This is a genomic window from Ignisphaera cupida, from assembly GCF_030186535.1.
GTDB classification, from domain to species: domain Archaea; phylum Thermoproteota; class Thermoprotei_A; order Sulfolobales; family Ignisphaeraceae; genus Ignisphaera; species Ignisphaera cupida.
On the sequence record NZ_JASNVW010000001.1, the window covers coordinates 303,436 to 321,401 of the forward strand.

14 protein-coding genes are annotated in these 17,966 nt (G+C 36.3%); 11 read left to right on the top strand and 3 right to left on the bottom strand.

The window, feature by feature from the left end; translation table 11 throughout:
* Positions 1-34: 34 nt before the first annotated feature.
* Positions 35-1,006 (bottom strand): AIR synthase related protein, encoded by a 972-nt coding sequence (locus QPL79_RS01815; protein WP_285273074.1) that lies wholly within the window; start codon positions 1,004-1,006, stop codon positions 35-37.
* A gap of 131 nt (positions 1,007-1,137) precedes the next feature.
* On the bottom strand, positions 1,138-2,583 hold the full coding sequence (locus QPL79_RS01820) for an alpha-N-arabinofuranosidase (RefSeq protein WP_285273075.1): 1,446 nt from the start codon (positions 2,581-2,583) through the stop codon (positions 1,138-1,140).
* Positions 2,584-2,902: 319 nt separating this feature from the next.
* Here QPL79_RS01820 and QPL79_RS01825 point away from each other — a divergent pair, with 319 nt between their 5' ends.
* From QPL79_RS01825 to QPL79_RS01875, 11 genes are all read left to right on the top strand, one after another.
* Positions 2,903-4,423 carry a rhamnulokinase gene (locus QPL79_RS01825; RefSeq protein WP_285273076.1) on the top strand — a complete coding sequence of 507 codons (1,521 nt, stop codon included), beginning with the start codon at positions 2,903-2,905 and terminating at the stop codon, positions 4,421-4,423.
* Between the two features lie 26 nt (positions 4,424-4,449).
* Positions 4,450-5,052, top strand: a complete 603-nt coding sequence (locus QPL79_RS01830) for a class II aldolase/adducin family protein (protein WP_285273077.1) — start codon at positions 4,450-4,452, stop codon at positions 5,050-5,052.
* 21 nt (positions 5,053-5,073) lie between these two features.
* Positions 5,074-6,981, top strand: a complete 1,908-nt coding sequence (locus QPL79_RS01835) for a glycoside hydrolase family 127 protein (protein WP_285273078.1) — start codon at positions 5,074-5,076, stop codon at positions 6,979-6,981.
* Positions 6,982-7,239: 258 nt separating this feature from the next.
* Entirely contained in the window at positions 7,240-7,893 is a 654-nt protein-coding gene (locus QPL79_RS01840) for a hypothetical protein (RefSeq protein ID WP_285273079.1), read from the top strand.
* A 194-nt stretch (positions 7,894-8,087) separates the two neighbouring features.
* Positions 8,088-9,089, top strand: coding sequence for a Gfo/Idh/MocA family protein (locus QPL79_RS01845; RefSeq protein WP_285273080.1), 1,002 nt, complete (start codon positions 8,088-8,090; stop codon positions 9,087-9,089).
* Between the two features lie 5 nt (positions 9,090-9,094).
* The gene (locus tag QPL79_RS01850; RefSeq protein WP_285273081.1) at positions 9,095-10,093 is read left to right on the top strand and encodes a Gfo/Idh/MocA family protein; all 999 of its coding nucleotides are present in this window, start codon (positions 9,095-9,097) and stop codon (positions 10,091-10,093) included.
* 171 nt (positions 10,094-10,264) lie between these two features.
* Positions 10,265-12,355 (top strand): ABC transporter substrate-binding protein, encoded by a 2,091-nt coding sequence (locus QPL79_RS01855; protein WP_285273082.1) that lies wholly within the window; start codon positions 10,265-10,267, stop codon positions 12,353-12,355.
* Between the two features lie 74 nt (positions 12,356-12,429).
* The gene (locus tag QPL79_RS01860; RefSeq protein ID WP_285273083.1) at positions 12,430-13,461 is read left to right on the top strand and encodes an ABC transporter permease; all 1,032 of its coding nucleotides are present in this window, start codon (positions 12,430-12,432) and stop codon (positions 13,459-13,461) included.
* On the top strand, positions 13,458-14,366 hold the full coding sequence (locus QPL79_RS01865; protein WP_285273084.1) for an ABC transporter permease: 909 nt from the start codon (positions 13,458-13,460) through the stop codon (positions 14,364-14,366). The genes QPL79_RS01860 and QPL79_RS01865 overlap by 4 nt, the downstream gene beginning before the upstream one ends.
* On the top strand, positions 14,359-15,342 hold the full coding sequence (locus QPL79_RS01870) for an ABC transporter ATP-binding protein (RefSeq protein WP_285273085.1): 984 nt from the start codon (positions 14,359-14,361) through the stop codon (positions 15,340-15,342). The genes QPL79_RS01865 and QPL79_RS01870 overlap by 8 nt, the downstream gene beginning before the upstream one ends.
* 9 nt (positions 15,343-15,351) lie before the next feature.
* Complete coding sequence (locus tag QPL79_RS01875) at positions 15,352-16,338, top strand: ABC transporter ATP-binding protein (RefSeq protein WP_285273086.1); 987 nt, start codon at positions 15,352-15,354, stop codon at positions 16,336-16,338.
* 468 nt (positions 16,339-16,806) lie between these two features.
* On the opposite strand, the gene QPL79_RS01880 is transcribed toward QPL79_RS01875, so the two are convergent.
* Complete coding sequence (locus tag QPL79_RS01880; protein ID WP_285273087.1) at positions 16,807-17,553, bottom strand: ABC transporter ATP-binding protein; 747 nt, start codon at positions 17,551-17,553, stop codon at positions 16,807-16,809.
* Positions 17,554-17,966: the final 413 nt, after the last annotated feature.

A 17,966-nucleotide genomic window follows, 5' to 3' on the forward strand; every position in this document is an offset into this window, starting at 1 on the left:
CCTTAAAAATTCATGCACAGTTGTTTAGTAATACCTATAGCCTTGCTGTTACAGAACCTGTTACATAATCCCATGTAATTTTAGGCACGGGCCTACCACCCCACAAAACATCTTCCAAAATAGTTACAAAGCCTATTGCTATTGGCTCCAACCCAACCTCTCTAAGTTCCTGAACTATTACATCTTCATAACTCAGATTCACAACCAGTAGCGGGGTATACTCTTCATTTGATGCCAAAGCCATGACAATTGAATCTATGTTACTACTTCTTGAATACTCTACTGCTAATGGATGAAGAATTTTCAATGGGTTTTCATATATGTAAACCCCATTTCCACTAACATCATGTAGTTGCTGCAATGCTTCTGCCAATGTGTCGCTAACATCTATTGATCCAGTTATGCCCTGTCTACACCTTTCCAGAACACTTACAATATTGGTGTTTACCACTGGTCTACAAGCAAAGTTTCTAACTTCTTCAAAAGCTGGGTATCTACCTTTCGAATACTCAATGTATGCAATAGTGGAAAGACCTATTTTTCTTGGTATTAAAATCTTGTCTAGAGGTTTTGATGCCCTGGGTATGGGTCTATAAACACATTCGCCAATAATGAAAACATCTATCCAATCATCTAAACCAACATTAGTATCAACATTCTCGATATAGCCACCATACAAATTAACAGCTTCTTCAACACCCTTCATAACATCATCGACGAAACTCACATGATCAGGTTTAACACCAATAGAAACAGCATATATGTATGGTCTACAGCCCTTGGCAACAACATCGCTTACAGCAGCAGATACACTTCTAAAGCCAAAGTCTCTAAAAGAACACCATGGGTATAAAGCTCTTGAAGTAGCAAAACCATCTACCTTAATAATTATGTAGCTATCACCAAATTTTATGGCACCAGCATCATCAAACCACTCAAGCAGTGTTCTAGGATGTCTTCTAATAATTTTAGCCCATTTTCTAACATATTCACTTAGTGAAGACAAATATGCTCAACCAAAGTATAGGTTACCACGCAAAACAAGCTATAAACACTTTACTAGCTTCGACATGTATAATGTTGCTTTGATGAGGTTTAAAAATGTGTGTAAATGGATTTGAGGCTTGGTTAAGGACTTTAGCTAATTATGAGGAGATTTACAGAGTGTGGCGGTAGTGTTACTGGTTCTCTGAATGCATACGCCTTTTCCTCGATTCCAACTTTGTTAGGCTCTTCAAAAACGTTTTTATCATTGATTGAAGAACCAGCTACGTATTTGTGTTGAATTGTTGATGGCTTAAGGTTCTTTATATGAATATACACTTCTGCATTTTCTTCTGGATGTCTATTAACTATGAAGAGATACACCTTGTTTTGTGCATATATAGCTGAGGCGTCTATGTATGGCACAACCTCTTCAAGTTCTTTGGATATGTAGTGTGGTGAAATAACATCTGTGGCTACAACATTACCTTCCTCAACCTCTGTATATAGCTTAAACACTAGATATTGTGGTGTTAGCAGCATCTTGTCTTCTTTTGTTAGTATAAGCGGTAAAACGTTGACTGTTTGTGCAAATGTTGCTATCGGCACTATTCTTGATAGTCTTTGCAAGGCATTTAGAACCAAGCCAGTGAATACAGCATCTTTAACACTTGTTATCTGCTCTAGATATGGTGGTTGGGCCTCTGGATACCAAACATTCCACTCGTCAAACGCTATCTTTATTTCTTTCTTTATTCCATATTTTCTTCTTGTTTGCTCAATTGTGTAGTATACGTGTCTAAGATTCTTCTCTATTTGAATAGGCCACGCAACAAGATCTTCATAGGTTTTCCCCTGTCTATCAGTGAAAATGTATGTATGTATCGATAAATAGTCTATGTATTCACCAGCTATTCTAATCATGTCAACATTCCATTCAGTATCATAGTCAACACCAACAGCAACTAGCTTTATCTCAGGATCAACTCTCTTCATATGATCAGCAAACTCAACTGTTCTCCAACCACACTCCTCAGCATCTCTACAAAACCCAACTTGCCACCTACCCCACAACTCATTGCCTATACCCCAAAGCTTAACACTGAAAGGCTCTGAATGACCATACCTTCTCCTCAGATTTGCATAGTAAGTATCCTTTGTCGAATTGCAGTACTCAACCCATGCAGCAGCCTCTTCGGGAGATCCATTACCAGCATTAACAACTATGAATGGCTCAGCACCAATAAGTCTAACCCACTCAATATACTCATCAGTTCCAAACTCATTGGACTCCACCTGACCCCAGGCTAAATCAAATTTCCTTGGTCTTTTATCCCTAGGCCCAACACCATCAATCCAATGATACTGAGAAGCAAAATTACCACCAGGCCATCTAACAATAGAAGGCTTAATAGCCTTAACAGCATTTAAAACATCAAGTCTATAGCCCTTTAAATTGGGTATAGCCGAATTCTCACCAACCCATATACCACCATAAACACATCTTCCAAGATGCTCAATAAACTGTCCATATATTCTTTTATCGAGTGAAGTTATGATTGAATCCGTATCTACATAAACATGAGATTTTATTGTCATTTCTATACACCAAATTTTTCCACATATCCTCTACCATATTTAAATTTGACTCTAACTCAAGTCATGAGTTTTCTTACAATAGATCTAGATGCTATGAAAGAAGGTGTTAATGTAAATAGTATTAATTAAGTGTCAAAGGTATTGCAATTAGATTATTTAGTACAGGTTTGTGATACAATCAATGGTTGCATACTGGCATAATCAATGAATACGTATTATAATTGGTGATTTTCCACTAATTCTAAAACTTTGAAGTAGTTACTTGGATTTAATAGATTTAAATTATGTTAAGAATTATTATGAAATAGGTGAGAATCTGGTGAAAAGCTCTTTAATTGTTTTAGCATTTGACTTGGGGGCAAGTAGTGGTCGCGCTATAATAGGTAGGATAGATCTTGATAATAGGAGGCTTGAAATGGAAGAGGTATATAGGTTTCCTAATGGACCTATTAGAGTAAGGAATCATTTGTACTGGGATGTTTTGAGAATATGGAGCGAGGTTAAGGAGGGTATTCTACAGTCCTATAGAAAATATGGAGATTCTATTGCTTCAATAGGTGTTGATACCTGGGGTGTTGACTTTGCTCTTCTAGATAATCAGGGAGAGTTAGCGGGGCTTCCATATTGCTATAGAGATCCGAGACGTGCCAATGCCTTTAGGGAATTGTTGGCTGTTATTCCCCCGGAGAGAATATATATGAGAACAGGCATACAGTTTATGCCTATAAACCCACTTTATCAACTATATGCGCTTGTCAAAGATGGTTCTTCGTTGCTTAAATCCGCTAAAACATTTCTCATGATCCCAGATCTATTCAATTATTGGCTATCAGGTAAAGTAGTATCTGAATATACCGATGCCTCTACAACACAATTTCTAGACCCATGGACCAAGAAATGGGCTTATGATCTTCTAGAAGAAATAAAGTTTCCAACAAATATATTTCCAGAGATTATAGAGCCTGGAACATTGCTTGGAGAAATAGATTTGCATTTAGCAGAAGAACTTGGAATACCGAAAAACATTAAAGTAGTTGCACCAGCAACTCACGACACAGCCTCGGCTGTGGTGGCTTCGCCAATAGACGAAGACTCTGCATATATAAGTTGTGGTACTTGGAGCTTGGTTGGTGTAGAGCTTAGGGAGCCTCTAGTCAATAGAAAGGCTATGGAATATAATTTCACTAATGAGGGTGGAGCATTCAATACCATAAGATTTCTGAAGAATGTACAGGGTATGTGGTTTATGCAAGAAATTAGAAGAGCTTTGCAGAAACGTGGACAAGACTACGACTACACCACTCTTACGCAAATGGCTGAAAAATCCCAGGGATTTATAGGTTTTATCGATCCTGATGATCCAAGATTTCTAGCACCCATAGACATGATTGATGAGATAATGAAGTTTCTTGAGGAAACAGGTCAGAGAAAGCCTAAAACAGTTGGTGAGTTAGTGAGGTTAGTACTTGAGAGTTTAGCGCTGAAATACAGGTTTGTGATAGAACGAATAGAAGATTTGATGGGTAGAAGGATTAAGAAGATAAACATTGTTGGTGGAGGCTCAAGAAACTGGGTTCACAATCAACTTGTAGCGGATTTCACTAACAGAATTGTTGAGGCTGGACCAGAAGAGGCAACATCTATAGGAAACATGTTGATGCAGCTAGTTGGACTTGGATATGTTAAGTCTCTTGAGGAGATAAGAAAATATGTTAGAAATTCATTTGAGATTAAGCGATATGAGTCTCGATATGATAAAAGACACGAGGATGCATATTCAACGTTTTTATCTATACTAGAAAAAACAGGTGGGTTGGCTGGTTGGGCACTGAAGATCTAAATATGGTTTCCTAGGTGAAGATGCATATGCAAAGCAGTGTTGATAAAACTAAAGTTGGTAAGCAAATATGTGATGCTTTGAAAATGATGTATTTAAAGGGTTTGATAACCCCATTAACTGGGAATATAAGTGTTAGACTAGGCAATACAATACTGATGACACCATCATCATTTGTGCCAACTATAAGGTTGAAGTATGAGCTAAATCCTGAGGATCTGGTTGAGGTGGATTTAAATGGTAATGTGGTAAGTGGTGGCAAACCCACTACAGAACTTCCAATGCATTTAGCAATATATAATGTATGCTCCAAGTGCAATGCTGTGGTGCATATTCATGGGGTCTACTCACCTTTGCTAAAATCAAGTGATTTAGATGATCTTTTTCTAGATACTGAGCTAAAGTATATTCTCAAGCCGCGAATATGTTTTGTGAAGGAGCTAATACCAAGAACCCATGACCTTGCTAATGCTGTTGTGGAAAAGGTGAGGGAGGGGTGCGAAATAATTCATTTGGAGAGGCATGGCGTGGTAACAGTTTCAGACACTCTTGGAATGGCGCTGGAGCTTGCTGAATTAGCTGAGGTCATTGCAGAAAGAACAGTATTGCAGAAACTACTTTCCAAGATCTAAAGCATTATGGTGTTTATAAGTATGAATGATGTTTATGTAGTTGATGCTCGCAAATCGCCTTATGCAAAGCTTGTGCCAATACCTCTAAACAGAATTGTTGTTAATGATGCTTTTTGGAGGCCTAGACTGATTGGTTTAGTTGAAAAGACTTTGCCTATGCAATACGATTTTCTTGAAAAAACGGGAAGAATTGATAATTTTAGAATTGCAGCTGGTTTGAAAAGCGGAGAGTATACAGGGCTTTGGTTTAACGATTCAGATGTGTATAAATGGGTTGAGGCATCATCGTATGCATTAATCCACAAATGGAGTGACGACTTGTATAAAGCTGTTGAGAATGTTGTGGATGTTATTTCAAGAGCTCAGGAAAGAGATGGTTATTTGAACACATATATTCAGCTGAATAAACTTGAGAGATGGGCTAATCTGGCCTGGTCACATGAATTATATTGCGCTGGTCACTTGTTCCAAGCTGCTGTAGCAGCTAGAAGAGCTCTAGGCAACGAGACTTTATTTAAAGTTGCTTTAAAGTTTGCTGATTTGCTTTCAACCGTTTTTGGATTTGAGGAAAACAAGCTTAAAACAGCTGATGGTCATCCAGAAGTGGAGATGGCTTTAGTTGAGTTGTTTAGAGAAAGTGGTGATAGGAAATATTTGGAGTTGGCAAGGTTTTTCATAGATGTAAGGGGTAGGGGGCTGGTCACTCAAACTAATAAAAATCCATTTATTCGCATAGACTCTGTTTATCTAGTTGATCACGAGCCCATTCGTATAATGAATGATTTTGCTGGAAGCCATGCTGTAAGAGCTCTTTACCTCTTCGCTGGCGGTGCTGATTTGTATCTTGAAACTGGCGATGAGGAATTGTTGAATGCTTTGAAAAGGCTTTGGAGAAAAATGCTTTTGAAAATGTATATCACTGGTGGGCTTGGTTCTAGATATGAGGGTGAGGCTTTTGGTGAGGATTATGAGCTTCCTAATGAGAGAGCGTATAGTGAAACATGTGCAGCTGTTGCAGGTGTTATGTGGGCTTGGAGAATGTTTTTAGCAACAGGAGATGCTGAGTATATGAATGTTTTAGAAACAATATTGTATAACGCAGCTTTGGCTGGAATATCAATTGATGGAACAAAATATTTCTATGTTAATTCATTGGCAGATCCACATGCAAAACATGAGAGAAGGCCATGGTATGAATGTGCCTGTTGTCCACCCAACATAGCCAGGCTGCTAGCATTCATGCCTAGCATAGCATATGCTATTTCAAAAAACGAGTCGAAGATATGGATAAATCTATTCATTGGTAGTATAGCTGAGGTGAATCTACATGGAAATAGGATAAAAATTGAGATAAAAACTAACTATCCGTGGGAAGGACACGTGGAGATTAGGGTTTATCCAGAGAAATCAGATGAATTCTCCATAATGATTAGAATACCTAGCTGGGGTCTAGGCACAAAAATTAGAGTTGAAGAAAATGTGATTGAGCCTAAACCAGGTGAATATGCCGAGATTAGGAGAAAGTGGAGCTGGGGAAAAGCTATTGAAGTTAAAATACCTTTAAAACCAAGGTTCATCAAGTCACATCACTGGATTGAAAGCAACTATGGCAAAGTGGCTATAGCTAGAGGTCCCTTGATTTACTGTATCGAGCAAGTAGACAATAAAGAATTTGATGTAAGAAACCTGGCTGTAAAACCAGATGAGGCAAAGCTTGAAGAGGAGTATAGAAAGGATATGCTTAACGGAATTGTTGTTATCAAGGGTCATGGATATGAGTTACCTAGTGATAGCGAAAAGCTCTATAGAGATTTTGATGAAACACTGGAAAAACCAGTTAAGAAACTAACATTTACTGCTATACCATACTATGCCTGGAACAATAGAGGAGCTACAAAAATGCTTGTATGGATTAAAACAATTCAATGAATTATTTTGATTTTCAACAACATTACATAGCTTTACCAGATGCAGCTTTAACCAAGGATTCAATTCTAAATCTTGGAGTAAATTTATGAATAAGTTTTTATGATTACATAGAGTTACATCATCGCCAAAGACATAATTATAGAGATAAGTGTACATAATTCTTTACTGCTTTTAATGCAAAGACTAATATGAACTTATTTTACATTTAAAATTTGTTATATTTTGTTTGGAATTTGCTTCAGCATCTGCGGTGAAATGATGATAGATATGGGAGTTGTTATAAGCATTGTAAGTACTATTGTATCTATAGCTGTATCTATTGCTAGCTTAGCTTATTGGCTTGGCAAAAAGTTTTCAGAGATAGATTCAAGATTTAAGCTAATGGATGAAAGATTTAATCGAATAGATAAAAAGTTTGAGTTAATAGATACAAAATTTAAGCAAATTGATGAAAGATTTAATCAGATAGATAAGAAGATTAGTGATCTAGAAAATAGCATTTCTAATCTGAGGTCGAGAATGGATAGATTGGAAAACGCCTTTTCGCAATTTTCAGACCTTCTTATATCTCTACTAAGCAGTAAAGGCATGTTTACATCAACTGAGGTTATTCTTGTAAAAAGTGTTGTTAAAGCACTGCTTCCAGCAACAAGATCCAAGTACTACACAAAAGAAGTTTATGAAAAACTCAAGCAACTACTAGATAAGAATCCAGAAGACTACACAATGGCTGATATTGAAGAGCTTTTCAGAATAGCAGATCTCATAGAAATGGAGGGATTTGAAAGCAATAGAAGAGATTTGAAAGAGTATGCATGGAGACTAAGATTCTATGCCATGATAGTTAGAGCAGTTTACATATATCCAAAGATTGTAAAAGCAGAAGAAAAAATTGAACACATTAAACGATAATTTTATCCAACTTAATTCCAAGTTTATTTCCTGTTTTGATAACACCTCTACACAAAACGCTTTAAATGAACTAAGTAAGTCAAGAACATATTTTCTTTTAGTTAATGTAATGCTGAAAATATAGCATTGAATAATATGGCATATACACAAAAACTTTAAAAGTATTAATATTGAAAAAAGTTGATGTGTGTTGTATGGCAGATAAATTAAGAATGGCTCTTGTAGGAGCAGGCATGATTGTAAGAGAGGCTCATATAAAATCATTGAAAAGGTTAAGTGATAGAGTTGAGGTAGTGGCAGTATATTCTCGTAGACTTGAGGTTGCGAAAAATTTTGCTAAGGAGCATGGAATTCCTTTATATACAGATAACTGGAGAGAGGTTATTGGAAGAAGCGATGTGGATGTAGTTTTAATTGCCACTCCTAATTACACTCATAAGCCCATAGCTGTTGAAGCTGCTAAAAGCGGTAAACACATATTTCTTGAAAAGCCTATAGCATTGAGTATAGAAGATGGTGAAGCGATTGTTAAGGAAGCAGAAAGTCATGGAGTCAAGCTGTTAGTGGGACACTGTCTCAGGTTTTGGCCAGAGTATGTAAGGATCAAGAAAGCTGTTGAAAATGGTGTTATTGGTGAGCCTAGAGTTGCTCGAGCCTATAGGCTATCTTCATTTCCTCGCTGGACTCAATGGCATAGATATAAAGAGTTTAGTGGAGGTGTTGTGATAGATTTGGGCATACATGATTTAGACTATTTGAGATGGGTTCTTGGCGAACCAGTTGAGGTTTATGCTGTTGGCGGTATTAGAACAAGGTATTCTGTTGATGCAATTGATTATGCAATGGCTATTATAAAATTTAGAGATGGTGCAATAGCATATGTGGAATCGAGCTGGGCTATGCCTGAAAACTTCAGATTCTACACATATCTTGAGATTACAGGCACAAAAGGGCTTTTAACAGTAGATAACAATACTACTGCAACAGTTACTACATATATAGATGATTCATTTTGGAGCTTTGCCCCTGTAGATGATAATGCATATTACCTGGAAATGAAGGCATTTCTTGATTGGATTCAACATGATGTTAAACCACCATTGGAGCCCAGGGATGCTGTGGAGAGTCTTAGGCTGGCACTGGCTATAGTAAAGAGTATAGAAAGAGGTGAGGTAGTGAAAATAGCAGTGGGGTGAGAACAATGATTAGACTTGCTATAGTGTCATTTGCTCATATGCATGCATGGAGTTATATTAGAGTTGTTAAAGAGTTGGAGGCTGAGGGAAAGGCTGTTTTAGAGGCTATATATGATGATAATACCGAAAGGCTTAGAAAAGCTGCGGAGATTTACAAACCAAAGAATGTTTATAGCTCATTTGATAAAGTGATTGAGAACAAAGAAATTGATGCAGTAATTATAGCCTCGGAAAATGCTAGGCATGCAATGTATGCAATACCGTTGATGAAAGAGGGAAAGCACGTACTTGTTGAAAAACCAATAGCTACAACAATTAATGATGCAAAGCAAATGGTTGAAGCGGCGAAAAAGAGCAATGTAAAACTCCAAGTGGCATTTGTTATGCGTTACCATGATGCAGCTATAGAAGTTAAAAACATTGTTAATAAACTTGGCAAAATATGGTATATAACATCGACAAATCATGGTACATGCCCCTTTGACTGGTTTGTAGACCCTGTACTTGCTGGTGGAGGCGCTATGATGGATCACATAGTTCATGTAGCTGACTTGATACGGTTTTACACAGGTAGAGAATTCTACGAGGTCACGGCATTCATTGGAAGAAATCTGTATCCAGAACTCAAAGTAGAGGATAATGCACTGCTCATAGCAAAGCTAGATGATGGAACACCAGTATCAATTGATTGTAGCTGGTCTAGACCAAAAACATGGCCGACATGGGGTGATGTCTACATGCATATTGTTGGTGAAAGAGGAGCAATAATTCTAAACGCATTCAACCAAAACATTTGGATTGCCAACACAAACTCATTTAAGTGGCATTACTTTGGCCCCGATGCAGACAAAAACATGATTCTTGACTTCATAGATTGTATAAAAAAGGATAGAAAACCCAAAGCCACAGGCGAAGACGGGTTGAAAGCACTAGAAGTTGTAGTAGCAGCATATAAATCTGCAAAAGAAGGAAGACCAATAAAAATTTCCGAAATTGAGCAATGAACAATAAATTAAAAGTAATGTTTATTTTCAACTAAATAACTTATTTTAATGTTTACCTGTCAACAGCTTTCTAGAAACTGGATTTTATTAAATTTTTGCAAGAGATAAAATCGTATAACTTTAATTAAAATTTATAAATGTGTCCGCATGAAAAGTAATTTGGGGTGTCATATGCGTAGTTATACAAAAATGATAAGTAAGATTGGCCTTTGTGTATTAGTAATATTGTTGATAATACTTCAATACTACTCAGCTTATGTAGGTGCACAAGAAAGAAGAAATTACTTTGTGGGAGCATGGCCTTATCTGATACCACCCACTGGTCATTTTAACCCGTTTGCACCAAACGCAATAACACTAGGCATATACTTTGATCTTATATGGGCTCCTCTAGGCATGTATATTTGGCACAATTCGTCATGGTTTAAGATCCTTGGGGAAGACTGGTACTTCAGTCCTGATTACCGCACATTCACTGTAAAGATTAGGAGAGATGCGAGGTGGAGTGATGGAACACCCTTTACAACAAAGGATATTAAATGCACTTGGCTACTTTTGTGGTCTCAAGGGCATGCACTATTTAAATATGTTGACCCAGATATTGAAACACCTGATGACTATACAGCTGTCTTTCATATAGTTAATCCTGTTGCACCAATGATTGTAGAAAGGTATGTAGTTCGCCAAAACTATGCCCCATATAAAACATATAAACAATTCTGTGATCAGCTAGAGTCATTGATAAGAGCTGGTGTAAAGGACTTTAAGGTTAGAGATGTTCAAAACATTGCAGGTAATTTATCAGAGTTCAGGCCAGATAAAATGCTTGCATCAGGACCATTTGAAATTGATGTGGCAAGTATTACAGAAGCTGAGCTATGGCTAAAGAAAAACCCGTATTCGCCATTCGCTAAGGATGTTTTGTTTGACTGGATAAAAATATTCAATGGAGAAACACCTGTTGTAATGCCTCTTGTGATGGCCAAAGAGGTGGATTACGCTACGCATGGCTTTCCAGTTGCTGCTGAAAAACAGTTCATAGAACTTGGAATCAAGATCCTTAGACCACCAACATATTTTGGTCCTGCACTAGCTTTTAACTACAATCATAGTAAGTATGGTGAGTTATTTAGGAGGAAGGAGTTTAGACAAGCAATAGCCTATGCATTAAATATGACTGAAAATGCATTTGTATCACTAGGTGTGAGTGCCAGGCCATCAAAATATATGACTGGTACATTTGATGAAATCACAGAGCTATGGCTATTGCCAGAATACAAAGCAATGTTAAATAAATATGAGTATAATCCAGCTAAAGCAGAAGAATTGTTAAAGAGCATAGGACTTGAGAAGAAAGGTGGGACATGGTATTGGAAGGGAGAGCCTGTAGAGCTAGAGATAATGGTTCATGCAGAATTTGCCGATTGGTCTGCATCAGCTGAAAATGTTAAAACACAACTTGAGAAATTTGGATTCAAAGTAGTTTTAAGACCAACAACATTTACACAAGTAACTCCATTAATTCAGCAAGGCCAATTTATGATAGCATATGTTGGGTGGGGAGCAGGCCATCCACACCCATTTATGAGCTACGATTCGTTGTTTGCAACATTCAATACAAGATATTATATGGGTACAGGATACATAGGTATGTCGCTTCCAATGATTTGGGACACTAAAATAGGCAAGGTCAATGCGTCTGAGCTAATATATTTAATGGGATATAGTTTAGATATAAACAAGCAAAAGGAAGCATTTTCAAAAATGGCCGTAGCATTCAATGATTTCTTACCAGTTATACCATTGTGGCAGAGATATGGAAACAACCCAGTATTAGACGGTGTAAGGGTATGTGGATGGCTACCATTCAATGATCCATTATACAAAAACTCTGTTTATACTGACAGCTTCGTGATAATAATGATATATGCAGGTATACTACATCCATGTGGAATTGTGCCAACACCTAAACCAACTCCCACACCTACACCAACACCTACTCCGACTCCAACTCCTACACCAACGCCTACTCCAACACCATCTCCAACACCAACACCTACAACAGCACCTGGTGTTGTAGCAACTGTTACTGTTTTTGCTACTCAAACAATTGAAAGAACTGTTACAACAATATCAACAGTGTTATCAACAACAACATCAACTATTACACAAACAGTAACAGAATGGACAACAACAATAGCAATAGCAATAGTACTATTCATAATAGGATTCGCAATAGCATGGACAATAAAAAGAAGATAAATCGTAATAAAAATATAAATTTTTTATTTTAATCTTATTTAGGATTAGATAATGTTAAAATTGGTGATTAATTGATGTCTTTACATCATAAATTATATCGTATTTTTAGAAGTTACTTGTTCTGGAGGGTTGTAAGAGCTTTTGTAACAATACTTATTGTGATGACGCTTACATTTTTTATATTAAGGCTTATGCCAGGTAATCCAATTGATTTATACATAATAAATTTAATGACTTCAGGAGGTTTATCATATGAGGAAGCTAGAAACAGAGCGTTAGCAATGTTTCGTATTAATCTTACGAGACCTTTATATGAGCAATACTTTGAGTATGTATCAAATGTTTTTAGGGGTGATTTGGGTCATTCCATAGTAAGTATAGGAACGCCTGTTATTAAGATAATAGCTGAGTTTCTTCCGTGGACTATTTTCTCTGTTGGAATAGCTCTCATAATATCATTTTTGTTAGGTATTTTCATAGGAACTTTCATGGCTTATCGAAGAGGTAGTAAGATAGACTCTGTGCTTATATCATTATTCTCAATACTTTCTGCCATACCAAATTATATAATTGGTTTATTATTCATAGTAATTCTGGGTGCGCAGCTGAAAATAGTGCCATTTACTATGCTAAGAGGTGCTTACAGTCCCTATATAAAACCAGGGTTTACTGTAGAATTCATAGCAGATATATTTCTGCATGCTGCATTTCCGATACTAGTTTATGTTTTGACAACTATAGGTAGCTGGGCATTGACTATGAGAGGAAGTGTGATATCTGTTCTTGGTGAAGACTATGTACTTGTAGCTAAAGTAAGAGGGTTGCCTGAAAGAAGAATTATGTGGACGTATGTAGGGAGAAATGCTATTCTACCTCTTTTCACAAACTTAGCTATATCAATAGGCTTTATATTTGGTGGTTCAACACTTGTTGAATTTGTTTTTGTATATAGAGGTATAGGTTACAGGCTTTGGGAAGCAATTTCTGCAAGAGATTACCCAGTAGCTCAAGGCATATTTTTAATAGTTACAGCAGCTGTTGTGATAGCCAATCTAATTGCAGATCTTATCTATGCAATACTTGATCCAAGGGTGAGAATACAGTGAAGCACTCCAATAAAAAATCAATTGGTATTGCTAAGCATAGAGCAGTTTTTTTAGTAGTTTCAGCGGCAAAATTCTTACGTATACTTAGCAAAAATAAAATAGGTATGCTTGGCTTAGTCATACTATTGTTTTTTATAGTGCTAGGTTCTATAGGTCCTCTGATAATACCTAGACCAACTAGTAATCCAACTGCGATTTACTTACCCCCTAGTTTGGAACATCCTTTTGGAACAGATTTTGAAGGAAAAGATGTTTTTGCGCAAATAGTTCATGGCACACCAATAGTTCTTCAAATAGCTTTCTTAACGGGGTTTTTAACCGTTATAATTTCATTTACATTAGGGGCTTTGTCAGGCTATAGAGGGGGTTTAGTTGACTCTATCATAATGTTCATATCTGATGTTATACTAACAATACCATTTATACCATTATTTATGGTGTTAGCTACAGTAGTGAAGTTTAACGAGGCTAGAATCATAGCTTTGCTGCTCGCAGTATTTTCATGGCCTCCTATTGCAAGAGCTATTAGATCTCAGGTATTGGCATTAAGAGAAACAACATTTATTGAAGCTGCAAGGATTATAGGCTATTCATCTATTGAGATAGTATTTAGAGAAATATTGCCAAATATTGCAGCATTTATTGCAGTAAGTTTCATATTCGCATCTATCAATGCTATATATGCTCAAGTAGGTCTTGCTTTTCTAGGTATAATACCCTATATTGGAGAAAACTGGGGAATAATGATAAACAGGGCTTATACATATGGAGCTATTTTTTATAGCAAGAGTTTTTGGTATAACATGGCCCCTATAATAATGATAATACTTCTCCAATTAGGTCTATTACTGTTTTCAAGACTACTTGAAGACTTTCTAAATCCTAGGGTGAGAGTAGGTGAATGAGAAAATACTGAGAATATCAAGACTTAGTATAATTTATGGTGCTAGAAGAGGTTTTGTAAAGGCTGTTAGAGATGTTTCACTGGATCTGTATAGAGGAGAATGTCTAGCATTAGTAGGAGAAAGTGGCTCAGGAAAAACAACACTTGCCTTGTCAATAGTCAGAGCTTTACCTACAAATGCAAAAATTGTTAGTGGAAACGTATACTATCATCTTGATAATAATAAGGAGGTTGATATAACCAAGTTAACTGAGGATGAAATGAGAAAAATCAGATGGAGAGAAATAGCAATGGTTTTTCAAGGAAGTATGAATGCGTTCAATCCTGTATTAAAGATAGGGGATCACTTTATTGAAACAGCAAAGGCCCATAGATTTGCTATGGACAAAAATGAAATAATTGAAAAAGCCTCTAACCTGCTATCGCTAGTTTTGCTTGATGCTAAACGAGTTTTAAATAGTTATCCACATCAGCTTAGTGGCGGAATGAAACAAAGAACTCTCATAGCTTTATCGTTACTTCTTAATCCAAAAATTATTATAATGGATGAACCAACATCAGCATTGGATGTTGTATCACAAAAAGTAGTATTAAATGCTCTTAGCAATATTAAGAAAGAGCTAAATTTATCAATGATATTTATTACACATGATCTGGGCATAACAGCTGAAGTTGCCGATAGAGTTTCTGTTATGTATGCTGGTCAAATTGTTGAAATAGGTAATGTGTTCGAGATGTATTATGATCCTCTTCATCCATATACCCAAGGTCTTTTAAAAGCTATACCAAGGCTCAGAGGCTCTGTAAACATAACATCAATACCAGGATCTCCACCAGACCTCATAAATCTACCCCCTGGATGTTCCTTCCATCCTAGATGCCCATTTGCTATGGATGTTTGTAGAAGGGAGGAGCCGCCGATGATTGAGGTTGATAAGAATCGTTTTGTGAAGTGCTGGTTATATATGAAAAAATAGGGTGTATATATGCAGCCACTTGTTGAACTTAGAGATGTTATTGTTGAATTTAAAGTAGGCACATACTTTTCTAGAAGAGTAGTCAGGGTACTCAATGGGATTAACTTTAAAATTTTTGATGGAGAGACTGTTGGTGTTGTTGGTGAAAGTGGTTGTGGGAAAACAACATTGGCTAGAGTTATTGCCGGTATTATTAAGCCATCGCAGGGGAAGGTGCTATTTCAAGGAGAAGATATCTGGAATTTAAAAAGCAGTGAATATCGTGAATTTAGAAAAAGTGTTCAAATGATACATCAGGATCCCTATACATCACTTAATCCAATGCACACAATATTCACGATATTATCTAGACCTATATTAAAGTATGGAGTTATTGATAAGAGTAATGTTAGAGAATATGTTGCAAAACTATTAACAAGAGTAGGACTAACACCACCTGAGGATTTCATGTATAAATATCCACATCAGCTTTCAGGAGGGCAGAGACAAAGAGTTGCTATAGCCAGGGCACTGAGTCTAAGACCAAAACTTTTGATTGCTGATGAACCTGTTTCAATGATAGATGTGTCTTTAAGAGTAGATATACTAAAACTGATATCAGAACTTAAGAAAGAGTTTGGCATGACACTTCTTTACATAACACATGATCTTGCAACATTGAAATATATTGCTGGAACTGGAAGATTAGCTGTGATGTATTTAGGGGAAATAGTTGAGATAGGATCAATAGATAAAGTTATTGAGAATCCTCTTCACCCATATACACAGTTACTTATTTCAGCATTGCCTGAACCAGACCCTAAGATCACTAGAACTAAGCAACTTCCAAAACTTCGAAGTTTAGATATACCAAGTATCGCTAATCCACCACCAGGTTGCAGATTCCATACTAGGTGCCCATATTACATAGAGGATACATGTAATAAGGTTAAGCCTAAACTGATTGAGGTTGAAAGAGAACACTATGTATCATGTCATCTATATACAAGAAAATAGAGTATTATTAGTTGATAGTATATGGATAACAATGGTGCTTTAAAAACCTGGTTATCCCTTGCAATATTATTAGTAATACTTTCGCTAGTTACACTTCCTTTCCAAGACCTCAATTCAGCATCTTTTGTAGTCAATATCTTTGCATTAATCGTAGCTTTTATTTTACTTGTACTAATCATTGTGTTTATAAAGAAAAGAATCATTGTCTGAGTAATACTATGTTATTCTTTTGAAGTTATTTTACTTTTAAAGCATTTTGTAACTAACCTTACATCGTTATTAGCTAAAAATTCTCATAGTGAAGTTATAGAATTACTTCATGTCAATAAGTGTGTAGCTTAGTGTTATAACTTATATCATCTCGAAGATGTAATAAACTCTTACATGACAGCATGAATAGTTTCATTATTGAATCTCGTCAGATTTATGATTTATGATATGCTAAAATTGTTTTAGATTATTAAAGGGTTATTTAATCGTGTCATAACTTGGCTTAAGCTTTACAAAAACTTCTTCTAGATTAGATGAATTCATGCTTTTCTTTAGCTGTTCTGGTGTTCCTTCAGCTATGAGCTTTCCTTTATATAACATGCCTACTCTATGGCTTAAATACTCTACTTCAAGCATGTTGTGGCTACTTAGAAGAACTGTGATTTTATATTCTTTGTTGTATTTTTTTATCAGGTTTCTCACATAAATGCTTTTTTCAACATCTAAACCAGTTGTTGGCTCGTCGAGTATTAGAAGCTTTGGTTTGGATGCTAAAACAGTGGCAACAGCAAGTATTCTCTTCATACCCTTGCTATATGTTCTTATAGGCTTTTTCAAGTAGTTTCCAAGATCTGCTATTGTGATTGCTTCTTCAACAGCTTCTTCAAGTCTTCTACCACTAAACCTTAGAGAAAGCATAAATTTTACAAAGTCGAAACCTGTTAAATCTCTGTAGGCACCAGCCTCCTCAGGCAAGTAGCTTATCATAGACCTTACACGCAAAGGCTCAGCAACAACATTAACACCATAGACAAGAACAAGACCGCGAGTAGGCTTAATCAAAGTTGCTATAATTCTCAAAGTAGTTGTTTTGCCACTACCATTTGGGCCAATCAAAGCATATATTTCACCACTTTCAACAGTAAAGGAAATGCCGTCAACACCTATGCTACCTCTACCATATATCTTCACAAGATCCTTAACAACAACAGCAGGAGGATTCAAATCAAAACCCCATTTTTAACTAAGACCTTGTGAACAAATAAATCTTTGTGTTGTTGCTACAGCCACACTCTATCTTCTTTCAAGAACTCAAGTATCTCGATTTAACATAAAAACTGAGGAAGCAAAAATGGGTATAAACTTTATTTTTGTTTAATGTAGAGATAGGAGCAGATAATGCTACACAATGCTGGTTACGAGGTATTGCTTAGGAGTAAACTCGGCGCTAAGAAAGTTTAGCTAGAGATAAGCTCATGTAAACAGAATGGTACCATGCCTCAAATGTTGCAGCCATTGAATTGCATTTAGTTCTAATATATGGTATAAATTGCTGTGAAACAATAATACAAATTACAATGCTTCTTGACTCTATTCTCCTTATTATAGAGCATGTTTATATGTTTGAAATACAATTT